Source organism: Pseudohalocynthiibacter sp. F2068 (assembly GCF_023015645.1).
GTDB lineage: Bacteria > Pseudomonadota > Alphaproteobacteria > Rhodobacterales > Rhodobacteraceae > Pseudohalocynthiibacter > Pseudohalocynthiibacter aestuariivivens.
The window spans coordinates 75,372-97,057 of the sequence record NZ_JALKAK010000003.1 but is presented as its reverse complement, the minus strand read 5'-3'; the positions used below and the strand labels follow the sequence as shown (position 1 = coordinate 97,057).

Genomic DNA, 21,686 nt, shown 5'->3' with positions numbered 1-21,686 from the left:
ATGACGGTTAATCGCAGAACGTTAATGATGATGACTGGTGGTGCATTCTTAAGCTCTGCTTTGCCAGGCTTTGCGGGCCGCACGCAGACAATCGGTGGCTCTGCCTTCGGAAGTTGGTGGCGGGCCAGTCTGCCACCAGGCACAGATACCCGGGATGTACGGGCTGCGATTATGGAAGTTGTTGATGTAGCTGGCGCATCGATGTCGCCTTACATAGCCTCGTCAGAATTGAGCCGCCTGAATCAGTCAACCGACGGGCAACGGATTCCGCTTTCCGAACCTACACATCATGTGATTGCTGAAAGTCTTCGCATTGCACGCCTGACAGATGGTGCTTTTGATCCCACTGTCGGCCCGCTGGTTCGGCGATACGGATTCGGCCCAATTAATGGTGCTGTTGTAGCTAATTACAGATCCATAGCTCTTGAAGGGCAGGGGCTTCGCAAGATCCTGCCCGATGCAACTATTGACCTGTGTGGTATCGCCAAAGGCTATGCGATCGACCGGATGGCACAGGCGGTTGAAGTGCTGGGCATTCGGTCATTTCTTCTGGAAGTGGGTGGCGAAGTGCTGGCGCGTGGCCACCATCCGGATGGGCGTAGCTGGCATGTCGGGATCGAGACGCCAGACAGCAAGGTGCCTTCACTTCGGTGCCTGGTCAGACTGAATGGAATGGCGCTCGCCACATCGGGTAATGCGATCAACGGTGGTTCCGAAACGAATATAGCTTTCAGTCATATTATCGACACGCACACAGCGCGCCCTGTCGCGAACAACGTCGGCTCTGTTTCGGTCATTGCAGAGTCCGGTTTGCAAGCGGATGCGCTGGCAACAGCGTTGGTTGTAATGGGGGCGGAACGCGGCCTTGAACTGGCCGAAAGAATGAATTTGCCAGTCCTTTTCCAACTGCGAGAAGGCACGAAGATTGTAGAAGCTATGTCTGAGCGTTTCGCCCGGTATATGGTTCTGTAGGAGCACAGGAATGTCTGTTTTTGTTTTGGTATTTGTTATCGTAGCGTTTTCGATCGCTGTGTTTTCCATTGGGCTTCTCTTCGGTCGCCAACCAGTGCAGCGGACCTGTGGAACGGCAGGCTGCACAAAATCCATCAAATGCGCAGGATGCACACGAACAGCCACGTCGGAGGAGCGCACATGACAAAGGTTCCACTGATTAGAGACTACATGGCTACTAACCTGATTACCTTTACACCTGATACCGAGATCACCCGAGCTATGAATGTTTTGATAGACGCTAAGATTTCGGGCGCACCCGTCGTTGATCAGGCAGGCAATCTGGTTGGCATCCTATCAAAGAAGGACTGCCTTAAAGCTGCATTGAATGCTGCTTACTATCAGGATTGGGGAGGAACGGTTGCCGACTATATGAGCACGCAACCTGAAACGCTGGACTCTGGCCTAGATCTTGTAAAGGCGGCTGAAGCCTTTTTGAAGAGCCAGTACAGAAGATTTCCGGTTCTTAGCGATGGCAGGCTTGTCGGGCAGGTGAGCCGCTATGATATTCTAAAAGGTCTGAGCGAGCAGTGGGGCGCTGTCGAAGTCAACCGTGCTTTCTAGTTGCATTTACAGGGTGCGCGTCATAAGGAAATATTTTGAGCGCGCCTCAAACCCGGCTTTCTTGTAGAATTTCGTTGCCCCGGTGTTCTCGTGATCAACTTCCATATGCAAGGCTTTGACACCCATTTCCCGTAGCATTGGGACGACAGTCGACATGGTCTGGCCACCCATGCCCCGGCCACGCACGCTTTCGCGGATATAAAACTCGTCAACAAAGGCATCGCGACCGCCCAGTTCGATGGAAAAACCGAAGCTGATCGCAATATAACCAACAGGTGCACGGCGCGGGCCAATCAGCCAGATCGCCGCCTGAACTTCGCCCGAAAACAACACTTCAAGGGCTGCGCGCCGCTCTGCTTCGGTTGTCTGAATGTTTTCAAAGGCATGGTAGCGCTCTACGAGCGGTAAAAGCTTGTCCATGTCACTCGGCTCTGCGAGGTGCAGCATGCTCATAGTCGGGCCAGCCTTTCTGTCAGCAGGGCAAAAAACGCGTCTGTGTCTATCTCTTTGATAAAAGTTGCATTCGCAGGTCGGTTCGTAACCCGCCACCAGTCTGCAACCGTCATTCCCATTGTCAGGGGGGACGAGGTTTCTATCTCGACGTTGATATGACGGCCAGAGAAGATTTCTGGCCTGATCAGATAGGCGGTGACGCAGGGGTCATGCAACGGCGCACCTATGCTGCCGTATTTTTCTTTGTCATATCGCTCGAAGAACTCTGTCATTTCGGCAACCGCAATACCGACCTTGTTGCCAATCGCGCGAAACGCGTTGTTACGCTCGGGTGTGACCAGTGCCTTATGCGTCACGTCAAGCGGCATCACTACAATAGGTACACCGGCGCGAAACACGATATCGGCGGCCTCTGGGTCAACGTAAATGTTGAATTCGGCAGTGGGGGTAATATTCCCAACCTCGAAATAGGCACCACCCATCAAGACGATTTCGCAAACCTTTTCAATAGTATCCGGCGCGTTCTTAAATGCTGTCGCGATGTTGGTCAGCGGGCCAAGGGGGCAAAGTGTAATGCTGCCAGCAGGTTCTGATCTCAGAGTTTCTATAATGAAATCGACCGCATGTTGATCTTGAAGCGGCATGATTGGGTCGGGCAAAACTGGCCCGTCCAGACCGGTTTTCCCATGAACATGTTCAGCGGTCACCAAGGAACGTTTGAGCGGTGAATCGCACCCCGCAAACACGCGTGTTAGTGGCATGCCCGCCAGTTCACACACGATACGAGCGTTCTTTTCAGTAAGCGTAAGCGGCACATTCCCGGCAACGGCTGTAATGCCAAGCACTTCAATTTCATCGGGACTTGCAAGCGCCAGCAGAATTGCAACCGCGTCATCCTGACCAGGGTCCGTATCGATGATGATCTTGCGTTTCGTCTGGGACATGCCTGCGCCTTGGTGTTCGAGCGGTGACACTGACGATTCACTTTCTGATTGTCCAGCGGATAGCATGAAAGAGAACCCCCACCGGCGGAAACCGGCAGGGCAAATTTTTACATTGTGGTGAAAAGGATGCGGGCTTAGTTGCCAGCGTCAAAATCCACCTCTTCGGTCAGCCTTAGCGCGTCACCGCGAAGACGGGCGAGAACCATAAGATTCACGTCGTCGGCTGTGAAATCGCCCCAGCTTTTCACCAGCGCGTCTGGCTCGGTTCCCTCTGCGATTGGATATTCAAAGTTTTTCGCTGCATAGATTTCCTGTGCTTCCGGCGACGTCAGGAATTCCATCAGTTTCAGTGCTTCGTCATGGTTTGGCGCGGATGCGGTCATTGCAACACCGGAAACGTTTACATGGGTGCCGCTGTTTTCGAAGGTTGGAAAGACGATGCGCACGCTGTCAGCCCAGGCACGCTGCTCTTCGTCGTTCAGCATCTTGCCCATATAGTAGGTGTTGCCGATGGCAATATCGCATTCACCTGCCCAAATGGCCTTTACCTGCGCCCTGTCGTTGCCTTGTGGTGCGCGGGCAAGGTTTGCTTTGACACCTTCAAGCCACGCGCGTGCGCCTTCTTCACCGTGGTGATGCATGAAAGCCGCGGTCAGGGCGACGTTATAGGCGCTGGTGCCCGACCGCGTGCAGATACGGCCCTGCCATTTCGGATCCGTCAGGTCTTCGTATGTTGTAACCTCGCCATCAGCGACCCGGTCGCGTGAGGCATAGACGATACGCGCGCGTGTCGTCAGCCCATACCAGTTACCATCCGGGTCGCGGTATTGCGCTGGCACATTCTGGTTCAGAAGGTCCGAGGTGACAGGTTGTGTTAGCCCGGCTTCAACGATTGAATTGAGGCGCGAAATATCGACGGTGAAAACCAGGTCAGCAGGTGACCGTTTTCCTTCGGCCTGCAGGCGTTCCACCATACCTTTTTCAAGATGGACGATATTAACGGCGATACCTGTTTCTTCGGTAAACGCATTCGTCAGCGGCTGAATAAGCTCTGGCTGACGATACGAATAAATATTCACTTCTTGTGCGATTGCGGGGGTCGCCAGCGCCAGACAAGCAGTAGCAAAAAAGGTGGGGCGGAATATGGTAAACATGTAACTTTCCATCGTTGGTTTTGACGCGATATAAAGCCGACTAAATAACTCAGGTCAATACCTGATTAAAATACTATGGTAATTTTTTCATATCCAGCTTTGCTTCATCCCACAGCGCATCCATTTCTTCCAAATTTGACTGCGCGGGTGTTTTTCCCATCCGGGCCAATTTCGCCTCAACCCGCTCAAACCGGTGGGTGAACTTTGCATTGGCTGCACGCAGGGCAACCTCTGGGTCAATTTTCAGGTGACGCGCAAGATTGGCCATAACAAACAGAAGATCGCCAAATTCCTCCTCAATCTCGGTCTGCGACAGGGTTTCCCGCGCCTCGGTCAGTTCACCTGCTTCTTCAACTATCTTATCAAGCACCTGATCCGTTGACGGCCAGTCAAAGCCAACGCGGGCTGCGCGTTTTTGCAACTTAACGGCCCGCATCAGGGCGGGAAGCCCGGTTGCGACACCATCTAGGGTGCCTTTTTCGGCCTTTTTCGCTCGCTCTTCGGCCTTCAACTTTTCCCAGTCATGGGTTTGTTGTTCCGCAGATTTTTCGCGGCTTTCCGTTCCGAAAACATGCGGGTGCCGTGCTACCATTTTGTCTGAAATGGTTTTTGTGACGCTGTCAAAACTGAACAGGCCGACTTCTTCACCCATTTGTGTATGATAAACGGTCTGAAGCAGCAGATCACCAAGCTCTCCTTCAAGCTCTGCCCAGTCCTGACGCTCTATCGCATCTGAAACTTCGTAAGCTTCTTCAATGGTATAGGGTGCGATAGACGTGAAATCCTGCTCAACATCCCAGGGGCACCCGGTATCCGGGTCCCGCAGGCGGCGCATGATTTCCAATAGCCGCGGAAGGCCCCCGTCTGGGTCGTTCACAAGCGCGTCGCTGTCTTTGGTCATTGCATCTTCCCGGGGTTTGAGAAAGGCTCTGTGCAATTATTCAGATGACACCAGAGGAGTCCACCATGCCTGTCGTCAATCGTATTGCTGACTACGCCGAAGACATGAAAACATGGCGGCGGCATCTGCATATGCACCCTGAACTTCAGTTTGATTGCCACGAAACAGCTGCCTTCGTAGTCGAGAGATTGAAGGAATTTGGGGTCGATGAAATCCACGAAGGAATTGCAACATCCGGCGTTGTCGCAATTATCAACGGACAGGGTGATGGTGACACCATAGGCCTGCGGGCAGATATGGACGCGCTGCCAATGCAGGAAACAACGGGGCTCGACTATAGCTCTACCGTTGACGGAAAGATGCATGCATGCGGCCACGATGGGCATACCACCATGTTGCTGGGGGCCGCACGGTATCTGGCGGAAACGCGCCGGTTTTCCGGACGGGTCGCGCTGATCTTTCAACCCGCTGAAGAGGGCGGCGGCGGCGCTGGCGTCATGGTCGAAGAGGGGATGCTTGAGCGTTTTGGCATTAATCAGGTCTACGCGCTTCACAATGTGCCGGGTGTGCCTGTCGGGCAGTTTTACACGACGCCGGGTCCGATCATGGCTGCGGTTGATACCTTTGAAATATTTATCAAGGGCGACGGAGGCCATGGTGCCTATCCGCAGGATACGAAAGATCCGATTGTCGCGGCTGTTGGCATGGTCAGCGCCATCCAGACAATCGTAAGTCGCAATCATTACGCATTGCAGGATCTGGTGGTTTCCGTCACGCAAATTCATACCGGTACCGCAGACAATATCATACCGGAGGACGCTTACATCTGCGGTACGGTCCGCACGTTTGAAAAAGATGTTCAGGACATGGTCGAAGATCGTCTTAAAGAGATCGTCGCAGGACAGGCAGCGGCATATAATGTTGAGGCCCGGCTGGATTATATTCGCGGCTATCCCGCAACCGTCAACAACGCAGAAAAAGCAGCGTTCGCTGCGGACGTCGCCCGGGAAATAGCAGGTGAAGCTGGCGTAAACCCAGACGCCCCCCGCGAAATGGGGGCAGAAGATTTTGCCTATATGCTTGAAAAACGCCCGGGTGCCTATCTGTTCTTAGGGCAGGGCGATGCGGCAGGCCTGCACCACCCTGCGTATAACTTCAATGACGAGGCATCCCCGCACGGCGCAAGCTTTTTCGCGCGATTGGTTGAAAAAGCCCAGCCTCTGGTAGAGGCCTGAAATATCGGATTGCGACCTGCTCAAAGGTCAATCGAACCGGTCAGTATGACAGTCACGCTGGGGCAGTGATTTGACAGTTTTTGTAAAAATATTTCTGGGTCTTCTCATATTGGTACTGGCCTATTTACGGCTTGCGCCGGGTTCGGCTGAAGACTGGCACACTCTGTCAGGCTCAAATTACCCGTTGCCATGCGGGCAAAACTGGAATGTTGAGCGTGGTTCGGTAACGTATCAAGCTGACTGGGTGGGTTTGACGCCCACAGAAACACTTTCAAAGATTGAAAGCGTTGTTTTAGACACGGCGCGAACGCATCGCTTCGCTGGCTCGATACAATCGGGGCAAGTCACCTACATAACCCGGTCAGCAGTTTTTGGTTTTCCAGACTACACGACAATATATGCCGAGCCCACTGAGGATGGGAGCCGAGTTGTTATTTTTGGCAGGCTGCGCTTCGGACGGTCAGATTTGGGAGTGAATGCCGCCCGTGTCGAGGGCTGGGTCAAAGCTCTGGAGCGGCTTTGAAAGGCTGGACGAAATGCAGGATTGCCCTGTTTCACGCCACATCGGGTTGTTGAGTGACATTTCGCAGCGCGCCATAAACGCCCGCCCGCCAACGACAAGGCAAATTTCTTCGCCCAACTCTACCCGAGAGCCCGTCTTGTCTGTACAGTAGCAGTCTATCGTTTTGCCGCCCATCGAGACATCCGCGAACGCTGGGCCTGTCAAAATTGATCCTGTAAGGACCGTTAATAAAAGAGTCGTACGTATCATGTGTGCAAAGTTAGCATAATTGCACCTCTTGACCAAGTCACGCTGATGAGAGATTGGGAAGACATGGTTCCCTTAGAAAAACTGATTCAGATCACCGAACGCTTTGAATTCCTTGAGGCCAAAATGGCGCAGGGTGCTTCTGGTGATGAAATTGTGACGCTTTCCCGCGAATATTCCGATTTGAAGCCGGTGGTCGAGCAGATAACGGATTACCGGTCATTGCTCGACGATGTCGAGGCGGTAGAATCAATGCTGTCTGATCCGGAAATGAAAGAACTGGCAGAAGAAGAGCTGGAAGAGCTTAAGGTAAAGCTTCCGAAAATTGAAAAAGCGCTTCAGCTAAGCCTGCTTCCCAAAGACGCAGCAGACGCGCGCCCGGCGATGATTGAAATTCGGCCCGGCACCGGGGGCGAGGAAGCCGCGCTTTTTGCGGGGGACTTGCTGCGCATGTATCAGCGTTACGCCGAAAACCAGGGCTGGCGGTTCGACATTCTTGAACAAAGCGAAACAGAACTCGGCGGGATCAAGGATGTTGTCGCCCATGTTCAGGGAGCTGGCGTTTTTGCCAAGCTTAAGTACGAAAGCGGTGTGCATAGGGTGCAAAGGGTGCCGGAAACGGAATCAGGTGGCCGGATCCACACGTCTGCAGCGACGGTCGCTGTTTTGCCAGAGGCGGAAGACGTTGATATTCACGTCGATGCAAACGATATCCGAATTGATACCATGCGCGCCTCAGGTGCGGGTGGGCAGCATGTGAATACAACGGACTCCGCAGTTCGGATCACCCATATCCCAAGCGGGATTGTTGTCACCAGTTCCGAAAAATCCCAGCACCGCAACCGCGAGATCGCGATGCAGGTTCTTAAAACGCGGCTTTACGATCTCGAGCGGCAAAAACTGCACGATGAACGGTCTGCAAGCCGCAAAAGCCAGGTTGGTTCCGGGGACCGGTCCGAGCGCATCCGGACCTATAACTTTCCACAAGGCCGAATGACCGATCACCGCATCAATCTGACGCTCTACAAGCTGGAACAGGTCATGCAGGGCGATCTGACTGAAGTGATCGAAGCGCTGACATCGGATGATCAGGCGACAATGCTTGCGGAAATGGAGACCTGAGATGGCGGCGTCAGAGTCTGATTCTGCGGATTCGGGCGGAGCTTTCACTCTTCTTTTACGCCGCGCGACAACAACACTAACAATCGCGGGTGTTCCTGATCCGCAACGTGACGCCCGACGCCTGCTTGCGTTTGTGCTTGGCGTTTCGGTTGACCGTTTGGTGCTGGCAATGGACGGGCACCCTTCCAACGAAGTGGCTGGTAAATTTCTGGAAGTTATAGAGCGCCGGATTGCGCGCCAGCCTGTCTCGCAAATTGTGGGGGAGCGAGAGTTCTATGGCCGGGCCTTTCGGGTAACATCCGATGTGCTTGATCCAAGACCAGATACCGAAACGCTGATCGATTGTGCATTGGAGCGGCCATTTCAGCGGGTTCTCGATCTGGGAACCGGTAGCGGATGTATTTTGCTTACCTTGCTGGCCGAAAAAACGGGCACTTCTGGTGTTGGAGTCGATATCTCCGAGGCAGCCCTTGATGTTGCACGCGGCAATGCAGAATCGCTTGGTCTGGAAGATGTTTCAGAGTTTCGGCAATCTGATTGGTTCTCCAATGTTTCAGGAACCTATGATCTTATAGTGTCTAATCCGCCTTACATTACCGAGGATGAAATGGACGCACTGGAGCCCGAGGTGCGCGAGTGGGAGCCGTTCGAGGCGTTGTCGCCGGGTGGAGATGGTCTTTCTGCGTATCGTGTTATCGCAAGGGAGGCTGCTGGGTTTCTGAAGCAAGGGGGGCGGTTAATCGTCGAGATTGGCTTTGAACAGGCATTGCCCGTTAGTGCCATTTTTGAAAAGGCGGGATTCCGTGATATAGTGGTTAGAAGGGATTTGAATGGCCATGATCGTGTGGTCAGCTGCCGTGTTATATGAAAATAGTGTAAAACTGGCGCGCAGGGTGGCAAAAAAGCACGCAAAATGCATCTGAACGTTAGATTCTGCTTGTCATGTCCCTTGGCTCGTGTTTACTCAGTCATGTACGAGGCGGCGGATGCATAGCGCGGTCCCCCTTGTCAGTAAGCCAGAACATCGCCCGAACCCGGTTGGTTAGCCCCACGCATAATGCGCGGTAGAGGTAACAGCGAATGCCACACCAAGGCTGGATACGAAGTAAATTATGAGATCAACAAAACAACGTACGCGGGGCAAACCGAACCGCAATCGCAATACTGGAAACAACCTGAACCGAGTCTTTGACAGTTCGGGTCCAGAGGGCAAAGTCCGCGGCACTCCGCAGCAGATTATTGACAAATATCAACAGCTCACGCGTGATGCGCAGCTGAGTAATGACAGGGTTGCGGCTGAAAGTTTTCAGCAACACGCAGAGCATTATACCCGTCTGCTTGGCGAAGCACAGCGCGAGGCGGAAGCCAGACGGCTGGAGCAGGAAGCGCAGCGCGAGCAGCAGAACAGCCAGCGCGAAGCGGAGCGTGCAGAACGCAACGAATCCGTGCAGGCACAAACATCTGATGCCCGCCCTCCACAGCCTTCAGAAGGCCAAGGAGACAACCAGCCGAGGGAGCGTAGACAGCCCCGACGTCAGGAGCGCAGGGTTGACCCCGCAGAGGCGCCGCAGCCTGACATGATGCCGCCTATCCCGATGATGCAAACACCCGCTGAGAGTGATTTGGTCGAAACACCAGAGTCCGCGTCCGCGTCAGAGCCCAAGCCAAAACTCAAACGGCCACGTAAACCACGCGTGCCAAAGGCAGAAAAGCCAAAGGCTGATGCAGCACCGGAGGCTGTGAAAGAAGAACCATCCGGGGGCATGCCAGATACACCCGAAGCGCCCGAAGCTGCTGAGTAATCAAAAGTCAAAGACCCATACGCGGAAGTGTATGGGTTTTCTTACGGCCTGTAAGTCAATCGTGTTGGCCCGGTTTGAGCTTCTAGCGATCAAAGTTTAGCCGTTCTTGTTCTGTATGGCATGGTATTGACGCTTGTCGTTGAACAGCAAAATTCACGTCTCAGTCGTGTTGTTGCCCTGATGATGCCACACCAAGCCCTGATCCTGAACCGAAACAGCTACGGTTGAGGTACTAAAGCGTGATCGCATTTCTTAAGAGCGCCGGGATCATCCTTGGAATATTCATTGGCACGACAATTCTGGCAGTGGCGTCACCCCAGATCGCGTTTTACGTCGCTATTGCATTTCTCATCCTACCAGGAATCGCTTTGCTAAAGCCAATACCGAAGCTGTGGCTTGGCAATCGCGGAGTCAATTTTGCACTGATTTTGTTTGTCGGCATTCCCGTGACGATCGGCGCGCATGGGATCGTCACGGATCAGCGAGAGGCACAGTTTGCTGAACTAAAGGTCACAGACCAGACCGCCTATCTTGCTGCGCTTGAAGACTTTGATCAGGATCGCTGGCTTTCTGAATTGAAGGTAATCGATCCAGAGCGTCATGTGGTTGAAGTCGCCCGGATCGCGGAAGAAGAGGCCCAGAAACAACAAGAAGCTAGAGCCAAAGCCCAAGCAGAGGCAGCGGCAACGCGCGCAGAGGAATGCGGCAACAAGAACGAAATCACGGCCTATGTTATGAGCCAAGAATTCGTTAAGCGCCAGCTCCGCGCCCCTTCGACGGCAGAGTTCCCATGGGCCACTGAAATTAGCACGCGCGCGCTGGGCGACTGCAGGTATCAAATTGTTGCCTACGTCGATGCGCAGAACGCGTTCGGTGCAATGCTTCGGACACGGTACACCGCGACGATGCTGCTGCACCCAGTAGAGGAAAGCTGGTCTGCACTGGAAGTTAACGTTTCAGAATAGGTGGCCGACAAATCGTTTTCTGTCTGCAACGGATTTCCCGCAGAGCATTCTCTGTTTTCAACTCATGTCGGTTTTGTGCCCACAGCAGATCAACTGGAACTGCTGAGATGACTCAATCTTTAAGTGAAAGTACGGGCCAGAGCGCAGAACCCTTCGATCGAGATTTGCTCTGCCCGATCGGTCGGCTTAATCCCAACCGAAACCATCCGGTCTTCCATATCAGGGGCAATGGATTTCAGCGACGCGCGCAGCATTTTGCGCCGCTGGTTAAACCCGGCCGCAACAATCCGATTGAGGATTTTCTCGTCCGCTGGAAAAAGCGGCTCTTCACGGCGTTTCAGATGAACCACCGCAGAATGAACTTTTGGCGGAGGGGTAAAGGCTTCGGGCGGTAGCGACATGACAATCCGCGCCTCAGTGCGCCATTGCGCAAGAATGCCAAGCCGACCGTAGGCCTTGCTGCCGGGTTGCGCCGTAATCCGCTGGGCGACCTCTTTCTGAAACATCAGGGTCAGGCTTTCCCAGAAGGGTGGCCAACTGGCAGGCGTAAGCCAACGGATCAAAAGTTCTGTCCCGACGTTGTATGGCAGGTTTGAAACAACACGGATTGGTGGCGTGAGATGCGCGCGTATGTCAATGTCCAGCGCATCCGCATTGATAACCTCAAGTCGGCCCGGGTAAGCGTCGGCAATTTCTGCCAGTGCTGCCATGCACCGAGGGTCTTTTTCAACGGCAAGAACGCGCCGTGCCCCTTCCGCGAGCAGCCCCCGGGTCAGGCCACCCGGACCGGGGCCAACTTCCAGAACGTCGCACCCCGCAAGATCTCCGGCTTGTCGCGCGATCTTGGCCGTAAGGTTGAGGTCGAGCAGGAAGTTCTGTCCCAGAGATTTTTTCGCTACAAGGCCGTGGGTGTTGATCACTTCGCGAAGCGAAGGAAGAGAGTCTATCTTGCTCATTCTCTGGTCTTGGCCATTTTGTCCGCAAGCTTCAAAGCCTCGATCAGACTGTCGGGTTTGGCAATGCCTTTACCCGCAATGTCAAAGGCTGTTCCGTGGTCGGGCGAGGTGCGCACAAAAGGCAATCCCAGCGTCACATTCACGCCTCTGTCGAAATCAAGCGTCTTGATCGGGATCAGCGCCTGATCATGGTACATGCACACAGCTACATCATAACTGCTTCGCGCTCTGGCATGAAACATCGTATCTGCGGGCAGGGGGCCTATGATGCGCATCCCTTGAGCACGCAGTGTTTCGAGCACCGGGGCGATAAGGTCGCTGTCCTCTGTCCCCATGGTGCCGCCTTCGCCTGCGTGAGGGTTGAGGCCAGCAACGGCGATACGAGGGGCATCAATGCCAAAATCACGTATCAAACCGGCATGTGTAATCTTCAGCGTTTCTGTAAGAAGCTCGGCCGTCAGCGCCTTTGGCACTTCCAATAATGCGATGTGAATAGTGACTGGGACGACTTTAAGGTCTGGTCCTGCCAACATCATCACCACACGGTCAACCCCGGTCAGCGCGGCGAGGTATTCTGTGTGCCCCGGATAGGCAAATTCCGCACCATCTTTCAGCGCTTTCTTGTGAATAGGGTTGGTGCAGAGCGCCGAAGCTGCACCGGATGTGACCAGTTCGACACCTCGTGCGATCACGTCTATCACGCCTTTTGCGTTTTCAGGTGCAGGAACGCCGGGTGTTGCTGGTGCGGCGAACCGGTGAACCAGTATAGGTAGCGTATCCGCTGAAGCCAAAACTGCATCTTTCGGGGTCGCGATTTCTGTGATCGGGGTCCCTGGTGGCAGATGCGCCGGGTCCCCGATAAGAAAGAATGGCAGTGTTTCCTTAAGTTCAGACCACGCCAGCACTGCAAGCTCCGGACCGATACCCGCCGGCTCCCCACAGCTTAGCGCAATTGGTAGTGTCGTCATGGGTATGAGATGAAAGCTTCGGCCCGCAAATCCGCCAGCAAGCCATCCGCATAAGAGCTGAATCGCTGGTTTGTCAGGCGCGCACGTATATCTTCCCTCGAAACGTCGACGGTTTGTTCGGTAACGCGTCCACAAAGCATCAGGAGCATCAATGTTTGCCCGTTAGAGCGGGTCAAGGCAGTTGAAACTTCGTTATCATCCAGCTTTGCAAGTTCCAGCGCTATATCCTGTGGAACTTCTGCAACTGGTAGTGTTTCGCGTTGAAGGCGTTCTTCTGGCTGGCCTTTGGCAATTCCGTAAAGATCATCACAGGTGTCGATCTGGTTTCGGATGTTTGTTGCCTGACTCTGGGCTTTTTCGGTTTGCCCTCCGGCTATGAAATAGGTGGCATACTCAACCGATATCGCCTGCTCATCGGGTGTGTCGGTTTCTTCGATAGCGCGGAGCTGAAAAAGCGCAATCGCGTTTGGAATTTCAATCGGGTCCGTCACTTCGCCCGGGCTAAGCGTGAGAATCTGTGCGCGAATTGGCGCGGGAAGGTTGCCAATTGGCATCCAGTCGATCCGGCCACCACGTCCGCGCGAGGCTGAGGCAGAGCTTGACTGCGCGGCAGAGGAAAACGCACCAAGCGATGTCATCTGGCTTATTTGTTCCGCACGGCGTCTGGCCGATGCTTCTTGTCCGGGAGGGGCCGGCAAGATGATTTCGGAAAGCAATACGCGAACGCCGCTTTGATTTGACGACAAGGCAATCGCGCGGTCAATTTCTGATTCAGTGATGTTCACGCGTTGTGTGAATCGTTCCCTGATAACACTTCGCCAGGCCAGACCGGCGATCACAAAGTCACGGAACGTCTGCATTTCAATACCGTTGCCTGCAAGGAGCTGGCCAAATTGCTCAACCGTCAAATCTGCGCGGGAAACAAACTCTTCCATTCCTGCTTCGATGTCTTCTTCTGGAACGGATATCCCTAGCTGGCCAGCTGTCTGAAGCCTTAGACGGTCATCAATCAGCCCGTTCAAGGCTTCTTCTTCGAGGTTACCTGGCTGTCTCAGAAGCTGAAGCAGCTTGACCCGCTGCTCGACTTCAAAGTTTGTTACGACCTTGTCATTGACCACAACAGCGGGCGCGAATTTACTTTGCGCCGATACTGGCAAGCTGAGCATCAAAATCGAGACACAGGCCAAAATCAGACGCGTCGGTTTAAAGCTTCTCATGTTCGTTTGCTCTTTCCTTAACTGGTGCAGCTTCGGGCAAGATTGCGGTCACTGCCGCCAACCCCAAAACCACTGAGCGATATCGTCAGACCGAAGTCTGTTGCTGGGGTCACAATAGTCGAGGACGTAAAGCGACGCGAGAGGGAAAGATCAATCTTTACGCACTCGCTCTGGTATTCCAGGCCCACACCTGCTCGTGATGCCTGTTTTTCGACAAAATCGTAACGCCAATCGGTTTTCCCGGTCCAGCGATCATCGAAGCGGTAGGAAGAATCGAAAATCCATTCAGATGTACGCGGGCGGATTTCTGCGGGTGCTGCGGTTAACCAAACATAGGTCGAGGCAAGCGACAGCCGATCATTGCGCCAGGACACGCGGGTTTCGTTTCGCGTGAAATCAAAGGTGTCATCAAACAATGCCCTGTTTGTAAGAGACAGGTTGTTTTGCAGTTTGAGCTGTATCGCGGCCAACCAGTCAGAGGTGCTGCCTGTGAGGCCGGAGCCAGCCGTGAACTGCCCCAAATCCTCGGCCCGGAAGATGCGACCCGCCGTCAGCCCAAGGGACCAGCCTGAAGGGTCAAAGCGCGTCCATGACCCGCCAACATTTACGCGAAATCCCCGCTCGTAAGCATCTGTGCCGGGATAGCGGGTCAACGCAAACAGATTGCCTTCGTCAAATTCCAGCAATGTGCTGTCTTCGTTTGGTAAATTCGGAATGTTTTCATTCGTCCAGAGCAACTGCACCACAGGCTCAACGATGTGCGAAGCACCCTCGGGGCTGGTCATGGCCCACGGCCAGCGTAACTCTGAACCCAGTGTAATGGTATGAAACAAACCATCTTCTTCACCGGGCGCACCCTGTGAAACATCGTAGAAATCGAGGTTCGCTTCGGTTAGTACGGCTGCGACCATTCCGTTTCTCAAAATCCAGTCCTTACGCCAGTCTAGGCCAGCACTGGCGCGTGTCACGTCCCGCCCAAGATTGCCCGGAATGCTCGAGCGGCGACTGTGGCTATGCGTTTGAAACCTGAGATCAGCATCGCCGCCGATGAAAGCAGGTTCAAACCTGCGTTGGTAGAATATGTCGGATACCAGAGATGGGATCGTACTGTTACTTTCAGTTGTTCGCAGCGTTTCATAGAAGACAAGCCCGGCACTAAAAAACTGGTCCCGCCGTGTGCGGGACAGTTCTATTGCGCTGTCCAGCCGGTCCGTATCAGAATAGCCATAGTCGAGCAGATAAGATGAATCGCTTGTGGTTTCGATATCAAAATTAAGCTTGTAATCACGCGGTAAGTTAAAGCTGCCTTCGCCAAATAGATACCAGCGGTCCTGGTCGCGCAAAATATCATCCCGCGAAAAAGCCCCTTCAAAGTCTATCGTTCCGGTTCTGAACGCCTGCCTGTAACGCAACTCAAGCGTTTTAGTGCTGGAGGAAAAATAGGGCGTTATCGTGATATCTTTGTCGTCGCCTATCGCGATGAAGTAAGGGATCTTAAGGCCAAACCCAAGTTGTGATGTAGATCTGAGCGACGGTGTGAGAAAACCGGTGGCACGTTCCAATGTCGGATCGGGCAACCTGAGGCGTGGTAGATACATTACCGGAATGTTCATTACGCGAAATTGCGCATTGTCAAAATAGAGCTGCCGTTCTTCCTGATCATGTATAATGCGTTCTGCACGAATTTGCCAAAGGGGAACCGGGTTGTTTGCACAAACCTGGCAGCTTGAAGCGACGGTTTTGTATAGCTGGGTATAGCGCCCGCCCACTCTGGTCATTTCGGCTGCGGCGAGTTGCAATTGCTGGTCAAGCACCATTCGCGCACCGCGCATAACGCCGTTTCTTAAGTCAGCGTCAAGGCTGGCGCTGTCTGCAAGAACGATAATCGAATCCCCTTCGATCAGCGTGACGGGTCCCTCTATTTCAAGATGCTCTCCGGCTCTGTCATAGGTGATGCGACGTGCCTTAAGGTGAGACCCCCGAAAAAAGATCTCGACATTGCCTTCCGCGACGATCGTTGAACTTCCGAGAATTTGCAGGTTGTCGGCAATAAGGCTCGCTGCGTCCTGAGCCCGAGCGGACACAGGCAACACCAGAAGGGCAAATAAAATACAGAGAACGCGCGACATCAGCCATCCTCCAGATGCAATAAAAGCGCCAGAGACAAACATATTGCCGCAACGGGTGGGCTCCAGGCGGCGACAATTCCGGGTATTTGTCCGCTTTCACCCAGAACCTGGGCGAAGTTTCGGATGAAAAACAAGGTAAACCCAGACAGGATAGCACCTAACACCATCGTCCCCGTGTGGCCAAAGCGCGTGTGGCGCAGGGTAAAACAAGCTCCTACCATGACCATCGCAACAAGCAGTAGGGGAAGCGCAAGCTCCATTTGGAGCCAAACCTTGTGCCTGCTTGCCGAAAATCCGGCCCGGTCAAGGCTTTCTATGAAAGCTGGTAAATCCCAGATCGGGATCGTGTCAGGCGTTCCAAAGCTGTCGCGAATTTGGTCGCGTGTCAGTTCGGACGGAAGGTTCAGGTTTTCATGGAAAATTGCGTCGCGTTCCGGATTGTCACTGTTGTGTAGCCGCCATTCTTTGGCGTCGATCAGTTCCCACGCGCCAGAGGTAAGCGAGGCCGTGCGGGCCTCAATCCGACGAATTGCTGTGCCATCATTCGAGAATGTCATGAAGGTCGTGTCCAGCAGCCGCGTTCCGTCCAGATTCGCATGCGAAGCACGTATCACCGTCTGGCCCTCGGAGCCGCCCTGGCGCAACCACAAACCTTCCTGCGAAATCGAAAGGACTGCCTCGTTGTTTGTGTATCGGTTGACGCGGGCCTCATATTCTTTTGTTGTCGCGGCAACGATAGGGTTGAGCGCGGCAACCGCCAGCACCCCGATCAGAAGGGCCACCAGAACTGGTGGCACCAGCGCCCGAAGGGCTGATCTGCCGGCAGCGCGTGTAACAACCATTTCGCTGCTTCGGGCCAACCCAAGAAACAGAGTCAAAGTAGCCAGAATTACAATTAGCGGTAAAATCTGGTAGATCGACTGGGGCACATTCAGGGCTGACAGTGAAACGATCTCAGTGAATCCGATGACTTCGCTATCAAATTTCCGAAGTTGTTCGACCATATCAAGCAAAAACATGATGATCGCAAAAATTGCGAAAATGCTGGCAAAAGCACTTAAAAAACGCCGCGCAAAATAAAGATGCAAAGTCATGCAGTCACCTTGCGTCGTCGCTTGAAGAGCATCGGTTTGCTGGAAATCCAGAGCATTAGATAAGAGATCAAGATTCCGGTTAGGACAGAAACGTAAACCAAGAACCAATAGTTTTCGTTATTTTGCGCGATTTCGTTCAAGGCGTTGTCTAAGGTTTTTATAAAGATCAATAATACGATAGCGCCGACGATTTGTCGCCAAAATCCAAATCGGTTAAAGCCACCAAGCATCAAACAGGAGAAGCCAACAAGCGCCGTGACAATCGCAAGAAGAGGTTGGGCAAATCTGAAATGTGCTTCGTATAAAAAATGTGCGCGTCTTATCCCGATGCTTTCCAGGAATTCGTCGGACGCGTTTAAAAGCTGATACGTCGACAAGAGCTCCGGGTTGCTTGATGTCGTTGATTTTTCCTCAATCAAAGATCCAATGTCATATGCGAAATCCGCAAAACTCGTCGTTGCTAAACGCTGGCTGTCAGGTGTGAAATTTTGTGCAAGACCGTCAAACATCAAAAGTTTTGGCCCGGACGGATCACGCACCAACAAGGCGCGTTTTGCAGTATAGGTTACGGGAGAGTCTGCGTTGCGGACATCAGATAGGAAAATGTGACGCAATTCCCCGGCCGGGCTGATCTCACGGATATAAAACGTGATGCCGTCGGCGGGGTGCAAAAACATGCCTTCCTTCAAAAACCGTGCCGTGACGTTTTGCGAAATCTCGGCACGTCTTTCGTGCAAGGCCCGAAGCGACGAGGGAACAAGAAAATGCATGAGAACAGACATCATGAGCGCAACGACGATACCGAAGAACAACACAGGACGCGCGAGGCGATACCCGCTGTAACCGGAGGATTGCATAACAACCAATTCACTTTCCGTCGAAAGGCGGTTTGTTACGTAGACCGAGGCAGCAAAAGCGGAAATAGGCAAAACAACCCGAACCACGCGCGGCAGCGTGAGCGCGGTGAACTCTAAAAACACCGTTGCGGACTGTCCGTCAGCAATAAGTTGGTCAAACAAAACAACGGCGCGGTTAATCCAGTAGACCATCACAAGAACAAGCGAAAAAAAACCGAAAAGCACCATCAATTGCGACAGCATGTATCTGTCGAATCTGGCCAATCTCATCCCCCTTAGTCCCGTTTCAGCGCAACCTAGCGGATTTGGCTGGCGGGGAAAACTGCTATCTGGTCAATAATGCAACCAGCGACTAGGTATAGCAAAACCCTGCTTACGGAGACCATACATGACAACCCCTGCTGTGATCCATTTTAAAGATGTAGACTTGGACGTAATTTCCGATTGGAAAGGCCGCATTGCGGTATTTCTTGGCGCTGACGGTCGCATGGATCAGACGGCGCGGCGGGTGAATCGCCTGACAAAGGGTGCACTGCAACGGATGGTTGAAAACCCGGGCTTCGCTAAAATGAAGGCCGGGGACAATCGTGAACTTGCGTTTCCTGCAGGGTTAGCTGCAGAAGCTGTTATTGTAACGCGTCTTGACCGTCGCCCAACGGTCGAGGATGCACGCAAAGCCGGATCAGCGATTGCCAAATCCAAAGGCAAAAACCCCTTGTTGGTTCTGGCGGGTAACCTTGCCAAATCCGCTGAACTTTCGCTTGGCCTTGCGCTACGGGGGTACGATTTTTCTGACCATAAATCGGATGAAGAAGAAAAAAACGGCGACATAACAATCATGCTGTCCAAACCCGAGGAGGTTGCAGCAGAGTCCGCGCCGAAGGCGGCCGTTGCGGAGGGTGTGTTTTTCACTCGTGATCTGGTAAATGAACCCGCTAACGTTCTGACAACAGATGATTTTGCAGCGCGTCTAGCCGCGATGCAGGAATTGGGGCTCGACGTTGAGATTCTGGAAGAAGACGCGCTTGAAAAACTTGGGATGCGCACCCTGCTTTCTGTCGGACAAGGAAGTGAAAGCCCGACAAAAGTTGTGGTCATGCAATGGAACGGCGGCAAAAAAGGTGACGCGCCTTTTGCTTTGGTCGGGAAGGGCGTTGTTTTTGATACTGGTGGCATTTCCCTGAAACCGGGCGCTGGCATGGAAGACATGACTATGGACATGGGCGGTGCAGGCGTCGTGTCTGGTGTGATGCGCACCTTGGCGCTGCGCAAAGCCAAGGCAAATGTCGTTGGTCTTGTCGGGCTGGTTGAAAATATGCCCGACGGCAAAGCAACACGCCCCGGCGATGTTGTGAAGTCAATGAAGGGCGACACTGTTGAAATCATCAACACGGACGCTGAAGGGCGTTTGGTTCTGGCAGATGTCCTCTGGTACGCGCAGGAACGGTTTAAGCCATCAGGGATGATTGATCTTGCAACACTGACGGGTGCGATCATCATCGGCCTAGGGCACGAAAATGCGGGTGTATTTTCCAATGATGACGCGCTGTGCAACGCGTTTCTGAAAGCAGCTAAAGCTGAAGGCGAAGGCGCATGGCGCATGCCACTGGGCAAAGCCTATGACAAACAGATCAAATCGCGGATTGCCGATATGAAAAACGTTGGCGGGAGGCCTGCGGGTTCGATCACTGCGGCGCAGTTCCTGCAAAGGTTCGTGAAGGAAGACATGCCCTGGATTCACCTTGATATTGCAGGGGTCGCAAGTGTTGCGGCGGAAACCAGTTTTGCACCCAAAGGCGCGACAGGCTGGGGGGTCATGTCACTTGACCGTATGATCCACGACATGTTTGAGCGCTGATGGGCGCTGCGTTCTTTTACCACTTAACCGAAAGTCCGCTTGAACATACTCTGGCCATGCTCTTGGGCAAGGCAGATCAGGCGGGCTGGCGGTGCGCTGTTCTTGGGTGTTCAGCAGAGCGAATGATCTGGCTTGATCAGCGTCTCTGGCTTGGCGCGGGCGATGCGTTTCTCGCGCATGGTCTTGCGGGTGGAACATACGATGCAGATCAGCCTATCTTGTTGACAACAAATGATGATTTTCAGAATGGCGCAAGCTGTCTCATGTCAGTCGATGGGGCCGATGTAGAGCCAGAGGTAGTGACTGCGATGGAACGGGTCTGCATTCTGTTCGACGGTAACGACACGGACGCAGTTGATAAGGCTCGGGCACAGTGGAAAACCCTGACAGATGCCGGATGCAGCGCCCAGTACTGGGCGCAGGATAACGGTAGCTGGACGAAAAAGGCAGAACGCTAGCGGGTTAAGACCAGTTTGCCATTGGCAATTTCGATACGCTCAAAACGGTTGAGATAGGACATCCCAAGAAGCGAGCTATCCATATCCGCCTCGTTCACGTAGGCGGGGATGTTATCTTCAATGATCGGTCCCAAAAGAACGTTGTCCAGTTTCACGCGGGCGGTTCGTACCGTTCCATTTGCGGTTTCGGCTTGCCCCAAATACGCGAGCGTTTCAGGGTTGATTCCAATTCGGCGCGCGTCATCCGGTGACAAGACGATGTAAGTTGCGCCAGTGTCCACCGTAAATCGAACCGGCTGCCCCTTGATTTGAAGCGTGAGGTAAAAGTGACCGTCAGGGGACCTTGGAACTTCAATAGTTGCCCCTTCATTGATGTAACTTTGCTGCGGCAGGATATCGTCGCGGATATCGCCCCAAAGACCTACTGCTGCGACGACACCGATAAATATCAGCCCCCAGATTGTCGCGTGCTGGGCTGTTTTTCCCAAAGAATTGCGGTTTGACGCTATGAACCAACCAACAACGGCCGTTCCCAGAAGGACAAGATAAATGATTTGCGCAAGTGAATCGCCCGGCATGTTGGTTCCTTTCAAATCCTATATAGGAACCTCAGCCCGCAATGACACCAACAGACCGCAATCCGTCGATCACAAATTGTACCGAAAGTGCGGCCAACAGCATGCCCAACAAACGTGTAACAACGTTGATGCCGGTTTCTCCTAGCAAACGCTCCAGCAGACCGGCAGCTAAAAAGAACATCAAAACGACAGTGATTACCGCAATCATTACCAGATGAATGGCAAGGATACCGCTCCATTCACCACCGGCCTGTCCTGTCAGCAAAATCATTGACGCAATTGCGCCAGGGCCACTGATCAAAGGGGTAGCAAGGGGAAAGACCGATGGGTCGTTGGCACGAGAGGCCTGCCCACGCCGCCGCTGCGTGCGCCGTTCAAACAACATATCAAGGGCGGTAAGAAACAAGAGGATACCGCCAGCAATCCGGAAAGCAGATAGCGAAATTCCGGCAAATCCAAGAACCGCTTCGCCAAACAATCCAAACAGGGTCAATAGACCGACAGAGATTAAGCAGGCGCGTAACGCTATGGCACGGCGTTCAGCCGTTGTCATCCCTTGCGTCAATGCAACAAACAAAGGAGCAAGACCAATAGGGTCTATCACCACAATCAGCGTTATGAAAGCCGTAAGGAGTGCTGCAACTTCCACGT

Annotated in this window: 23 protein-coding genes; 10 read left to right on the top strand and 13 right to left on the bottom strand. The window is 53.3% G+C overall.

The features are described from left to right. Together MWU63_RS04835 and MWU63_RS04830 are read left to right on the top strand one after the other, a co-directional pair. A complete protein-coding gene (locus MWU63_RS04835; protein WP_213888244.1) occupies positions 1 to 972 on the top strand; it encodes an FAD:protein FMN transferase in 972 nt (323 codons plus the stop codon). Between the two features lie 180 nt (positions 973 to 1,152). Then, a complete protein-coding gene (locus tag MWU63_RS04830) occupies positions 1,153 to 1,575 on the top strand; it encodes a CBS domain-containing protein (protein ID WP_213888243.1) in 423 nt (140 codons plus the stop codon). Between the two features lie 6 nt (positions 1,576 to 1,581). Here the strand turns inward: MWU63_RS04830 and MWU63_RS04825 are convergent, their stop codons facing one another. The 4 genes from MWU63_RS04825 to mazG form a co-directional block, all read right to left on the bottom strand. After that, positions 1,582 to 2,028 carry a GNAT family N-acetyltransferase gene (locus MWU63_RS04825; RefSeq protein ID WP_213888242.1) on the bottom strand — a complete coding sequence of 149 codons (447 nt, stop codon included), beginning with the start codon at positions 2,026 to 2,028 and terminating at the stop codon, positions 1,582 to 1,584. Further along, positions 2,025 to 2,972: a nucleoside hydrolase gene (locus tag MWU63_RS04820; RefSeq protein ID WP_213888241.1), complete on the bottom strand. Its 948-nt coding sequence runs from the start codon at positions 2,970 to 2,972 to the stop codon at positions 2,025 to 2,027. Before MWU63_RS04820 ends, MWU63_RS04825 begins: the two co-directional genes overlap by 4 nt. Before the next feature lie 134 nt (positions 2,973 to 3,106). Then, positions 3,107 to 4,126, bottom strand: coding sequence for a Fe(3+) ABC transporter substrate-binding protein (locus tag MWU63_RS04815; RefSeq protein WP_247077108.1), 1,020 nt, complete (start codon positions 4,124 to 4,126; stop codon positions 3,107 to 3,109). A gap of 73 nt (positions 4,127 to 4,199) precedes the next feature. Then, positions 4,200 to 5,027 carry a nucleoside triphosphate pyrophosphohydrolase gene (mazG, locus tag MWU63_RS04810; protein ID WP_247077105.1) on the bottom strand — a complete coding sequence of 276 codons (828 nt, stop codon included), beginning with the start codon at positions 5,025 to 5,027 and terminating at the stop codon, positions 4,200 to 4,202. Between the two features lie 65 nt (positions 5,028 to 5,092). Between mazG and MWU63_RS04805 the strand changes: the two genes are divergently transcribed. Beyond that, a complete protein-coding gene (locus MWU63_RS04805; RefSeq protein WP_213888238.1) occupies positions 5,093 to 6,262 on the top strand; it encodes a M20 aminoacylase family protein in 1,170 nt (389 codons plus the stop codon). A gap of 70 nt (positions 6,263 to 6,332) precedes the next feature. Continuing rightward, complete coding sequence (locus MWU63_RS04800; protein ID WP_213888237.1) at positions 6,333 to 6,785, top strand: DUF1499 domain-containing protein; 453 nt, start codon at positions 6,333 to 6,335, stop codon at positions 6,783 to 6,785. Here the strand turns inward: MWU63_RS04800 and MWU63_RS04795 are convergent. Continuing rightward, on the bottom strand, positions 6,723 to 6,959 hold the full coding sequence (locus tag MWU63_RS04795; RefSeq protein WP_246531656.1) for a hypothetical protein: 237 nt from the start codon (positions 6,957 to 6,959) through the stop codon (positions 6,723 to 6,725). The genes MWU63_RS04800 and MWU63_RS04795 overlap by 63 nt on opposite strands. A 138-nt stretch (positions 6,960 to 7,097) precedes the next feature. Between MWU63_RS04795 and prfA the strand changes: the two genes are divergently transcribed. The 4 genes from prfA (at position 7,098) to MWU63_RS04775 (ending at position 10,920) form a co-directional block, all read left to right on the top strand. Continuing rightward, positions 7,098 to 8,153, top strand: a complete 1,056-nt coding sequence (gene prfA, locus MWU63_RS04790) for a peptide chain release factor 1 (protein WP_213888455.1) — start codon at positions 7,098 to 7,100, stop codon at positions 8,151 to 8,153. Between the two features lies 1 nt (position 8,154). After that, a complete protein-coding gene (gene prmC / locus MWU63_RS04785; RefSeq protein ID WP_213888236.1) occupies positions 8,155 to 9,021 on the top strand; it encodes a peptide chain release factor N(5)-glutamine methyltransferase in 867 nt (288 codons plus the stop codon). A gap of 244 nt (positions 9,022 to 9,265) precedes the next feature. Beyond that, entirely contained in the window at positions 9,266 to 9,955 is a 690-nt protein-coding gene (locus MWU63_RS04780; RefSeq protein WP_213888235.1) for a DUF4167 domain-containing protein, read from the top strand. A 239-nt stretch (positions 9,956 to 10,194) separates the two neighbouring features. Beyond that, complete coding sequence (locus MWU63_RS04775) at positions 10,195 to 10,920, top strand: hypothetical protein (protein WP_213888234.1); 726 nt, start codon at positions 10,195 to 10,197, stop codon at positions 10,918 to 10,920. A gap of 119 nt (positions 10,921 to 11,039) precedes the next feature. Here MWU63_RS04775 and rsmA read toward each other — a convergent pair whose 3' ends face one another. The 6 genes from rsmA to lptF are packed head-to-tail and all read right to left on the bottom strand — an operon-like array spanning position 11,040 to position 18,405. Then, on the bottom strand, positions 11,040 to 11,876 hold the full coding sequence (gene rsmA, locus MWU63_RS04770) for a 16S rRNA (adenine(1518)-N(6)/adenine(1519)-N(6))-dimethyltransferase RsmA (protein ID WP_213888233.1): 837 nt from the start codon (positions 11,874 to 11,876) through the stop codon (positions 11,040 to 11,042). Beyond that, complete coding sequence (pdxA, locus tag MWU63_RS04765; RefSeq protein ID WP_213888232.1) at positions 11,873 to 12,844, bottom strand: 4-hydroxythreonine-4-phosphate dehydrogenase PdxA; 972 nt, start codon at positions 12,842 to 12,844, stop codon at positions 11,873 to 11,875. Before pdxA ends, rsmA begins: the two co-directional genes overlap by 4 nt. Continuing rightward, positions 12,841 to 14,061 (bottom strand): peptidylprolyl isomerase, encoded by a 1,221-nt coding sequence (locus MWU63_RS04760; RefSeq protein ID WP_213888231.1) that lies wholly within the window; start codon positions 14,059 to 14,061, stop codon positions 12,841 to 12,843. Before MWU63_RS04760 ends, pdxA begins: the two co-directional genes overlap by 4 nt. A gap of 17 nt (positions 14,062 to 14,078) precedes the next feature. After that, positions 14,079 to 16,190: an LPS assembly protein LptD gene (gene lptD / locus MWU63_RS04755; RefSeq protein WP_247077104.1), complete on the bottom strand. Its 2,112-nt coding sequence runs from the start codon at positions 16,188 to 16,190 to the stop codon at positions 14,079 to 14,081. Next, complete coding sequence (lptG, locus tag MWU63_RS04750) at positions 16,190 to 17,284, bottom strand: LPS export ABC transporter permease LptG (RefSeq protein ID WP_213888229.1); 1,095 nt, start codon at positions 17,282 to 17,284, stop codon at positions 16,190 to 16,192. Before lptG ends, lptD begins: the two co-directional genes overlap by 1 nt. Beyond that, positions 17,281 to 18,405 (bottom strand): LPS export ABC transporter permease LptF, encoded by a 1,125-nt coding sequence (lptF, locus tag MWU63_RS04745; RefSeq protein WP_213888228.1) that lies wholly within the window; start codon positions 18,403 to 18,405, stop codon positions 17,281 to 17,283. The genes lptG and lptF overlap by 4 nt, the downstream gene beginning before the upstream one ends. A 124-nt stretch (positions 18,406 to 18,529) precedes the next feature. On the opposite strand from lptF, the gene MWU63_RS04740 reads away from it, so the two are divergent. Together MWU63_RS04740 and MWU63_RS04735 are read left to right on the top strand one after the other, a co-directional pair. Then, positions 18,530 to 19,999: a leucyl aminopeptidase gene (locus tag MWU63_RS04740; RefSeq protein WP_213888227.1), complete on the top strand. Its 1,470-nt coding sequence runs from the start codon at positions 18,530 to 18,532 to the stop codon at positions 19,997 to 19,999. Continuing rightward, on the top strand, positions 19,999 to 20,457 hold the full coding sequence (locus MWU63_RS04735; protein ID WP_213888226.1) for a DNA polymerase III subunit chi: 459 nt from the start codon (positions 19,999 to 20,001) through the stop codon (positions 20,455 to 20,457). The genes MWU63_RS04740 and MWU63_RS04735 overlap by 1 nt, the downstream gene beginning before the upstream one ends. On the opposite strand, the gene MWU63_RS04730 is transcribed toward MWU63_RS04735, so the two are convergent. Continuing rightward, complete coding sequence (locus MWU63_RS04730) at positions 20,454 to 21,035, bottom strand: TIGR02281 family clan AA aspartic protease (protein WP_213888225.1); 582 nt, start codon at positions 21,033 to 21,035, stop codon at positions 20,454 to 20,456. The genes MWU63_RS04735 and MWU63_RS04730 overlap by 4 nt on opposite strands. Before the next feature lie 31 nt (positions 21,036 to 21,066). Then, positions 21,067 to 21,684 carry a MarC family protein gene (locus tag MWU63_RS04725; RefSeq protein ID WP_213888224.1) on the bottom strand — a complete coding sequence of 206 codons (618 nt, stop codon included), beginning with the start codon at positions 21,682 to 21,684 and terminating at the stop codon, positions 21,067 to 21,069. Positions 21,685 to 21,686: the final 2 nt, after the last annotated feature.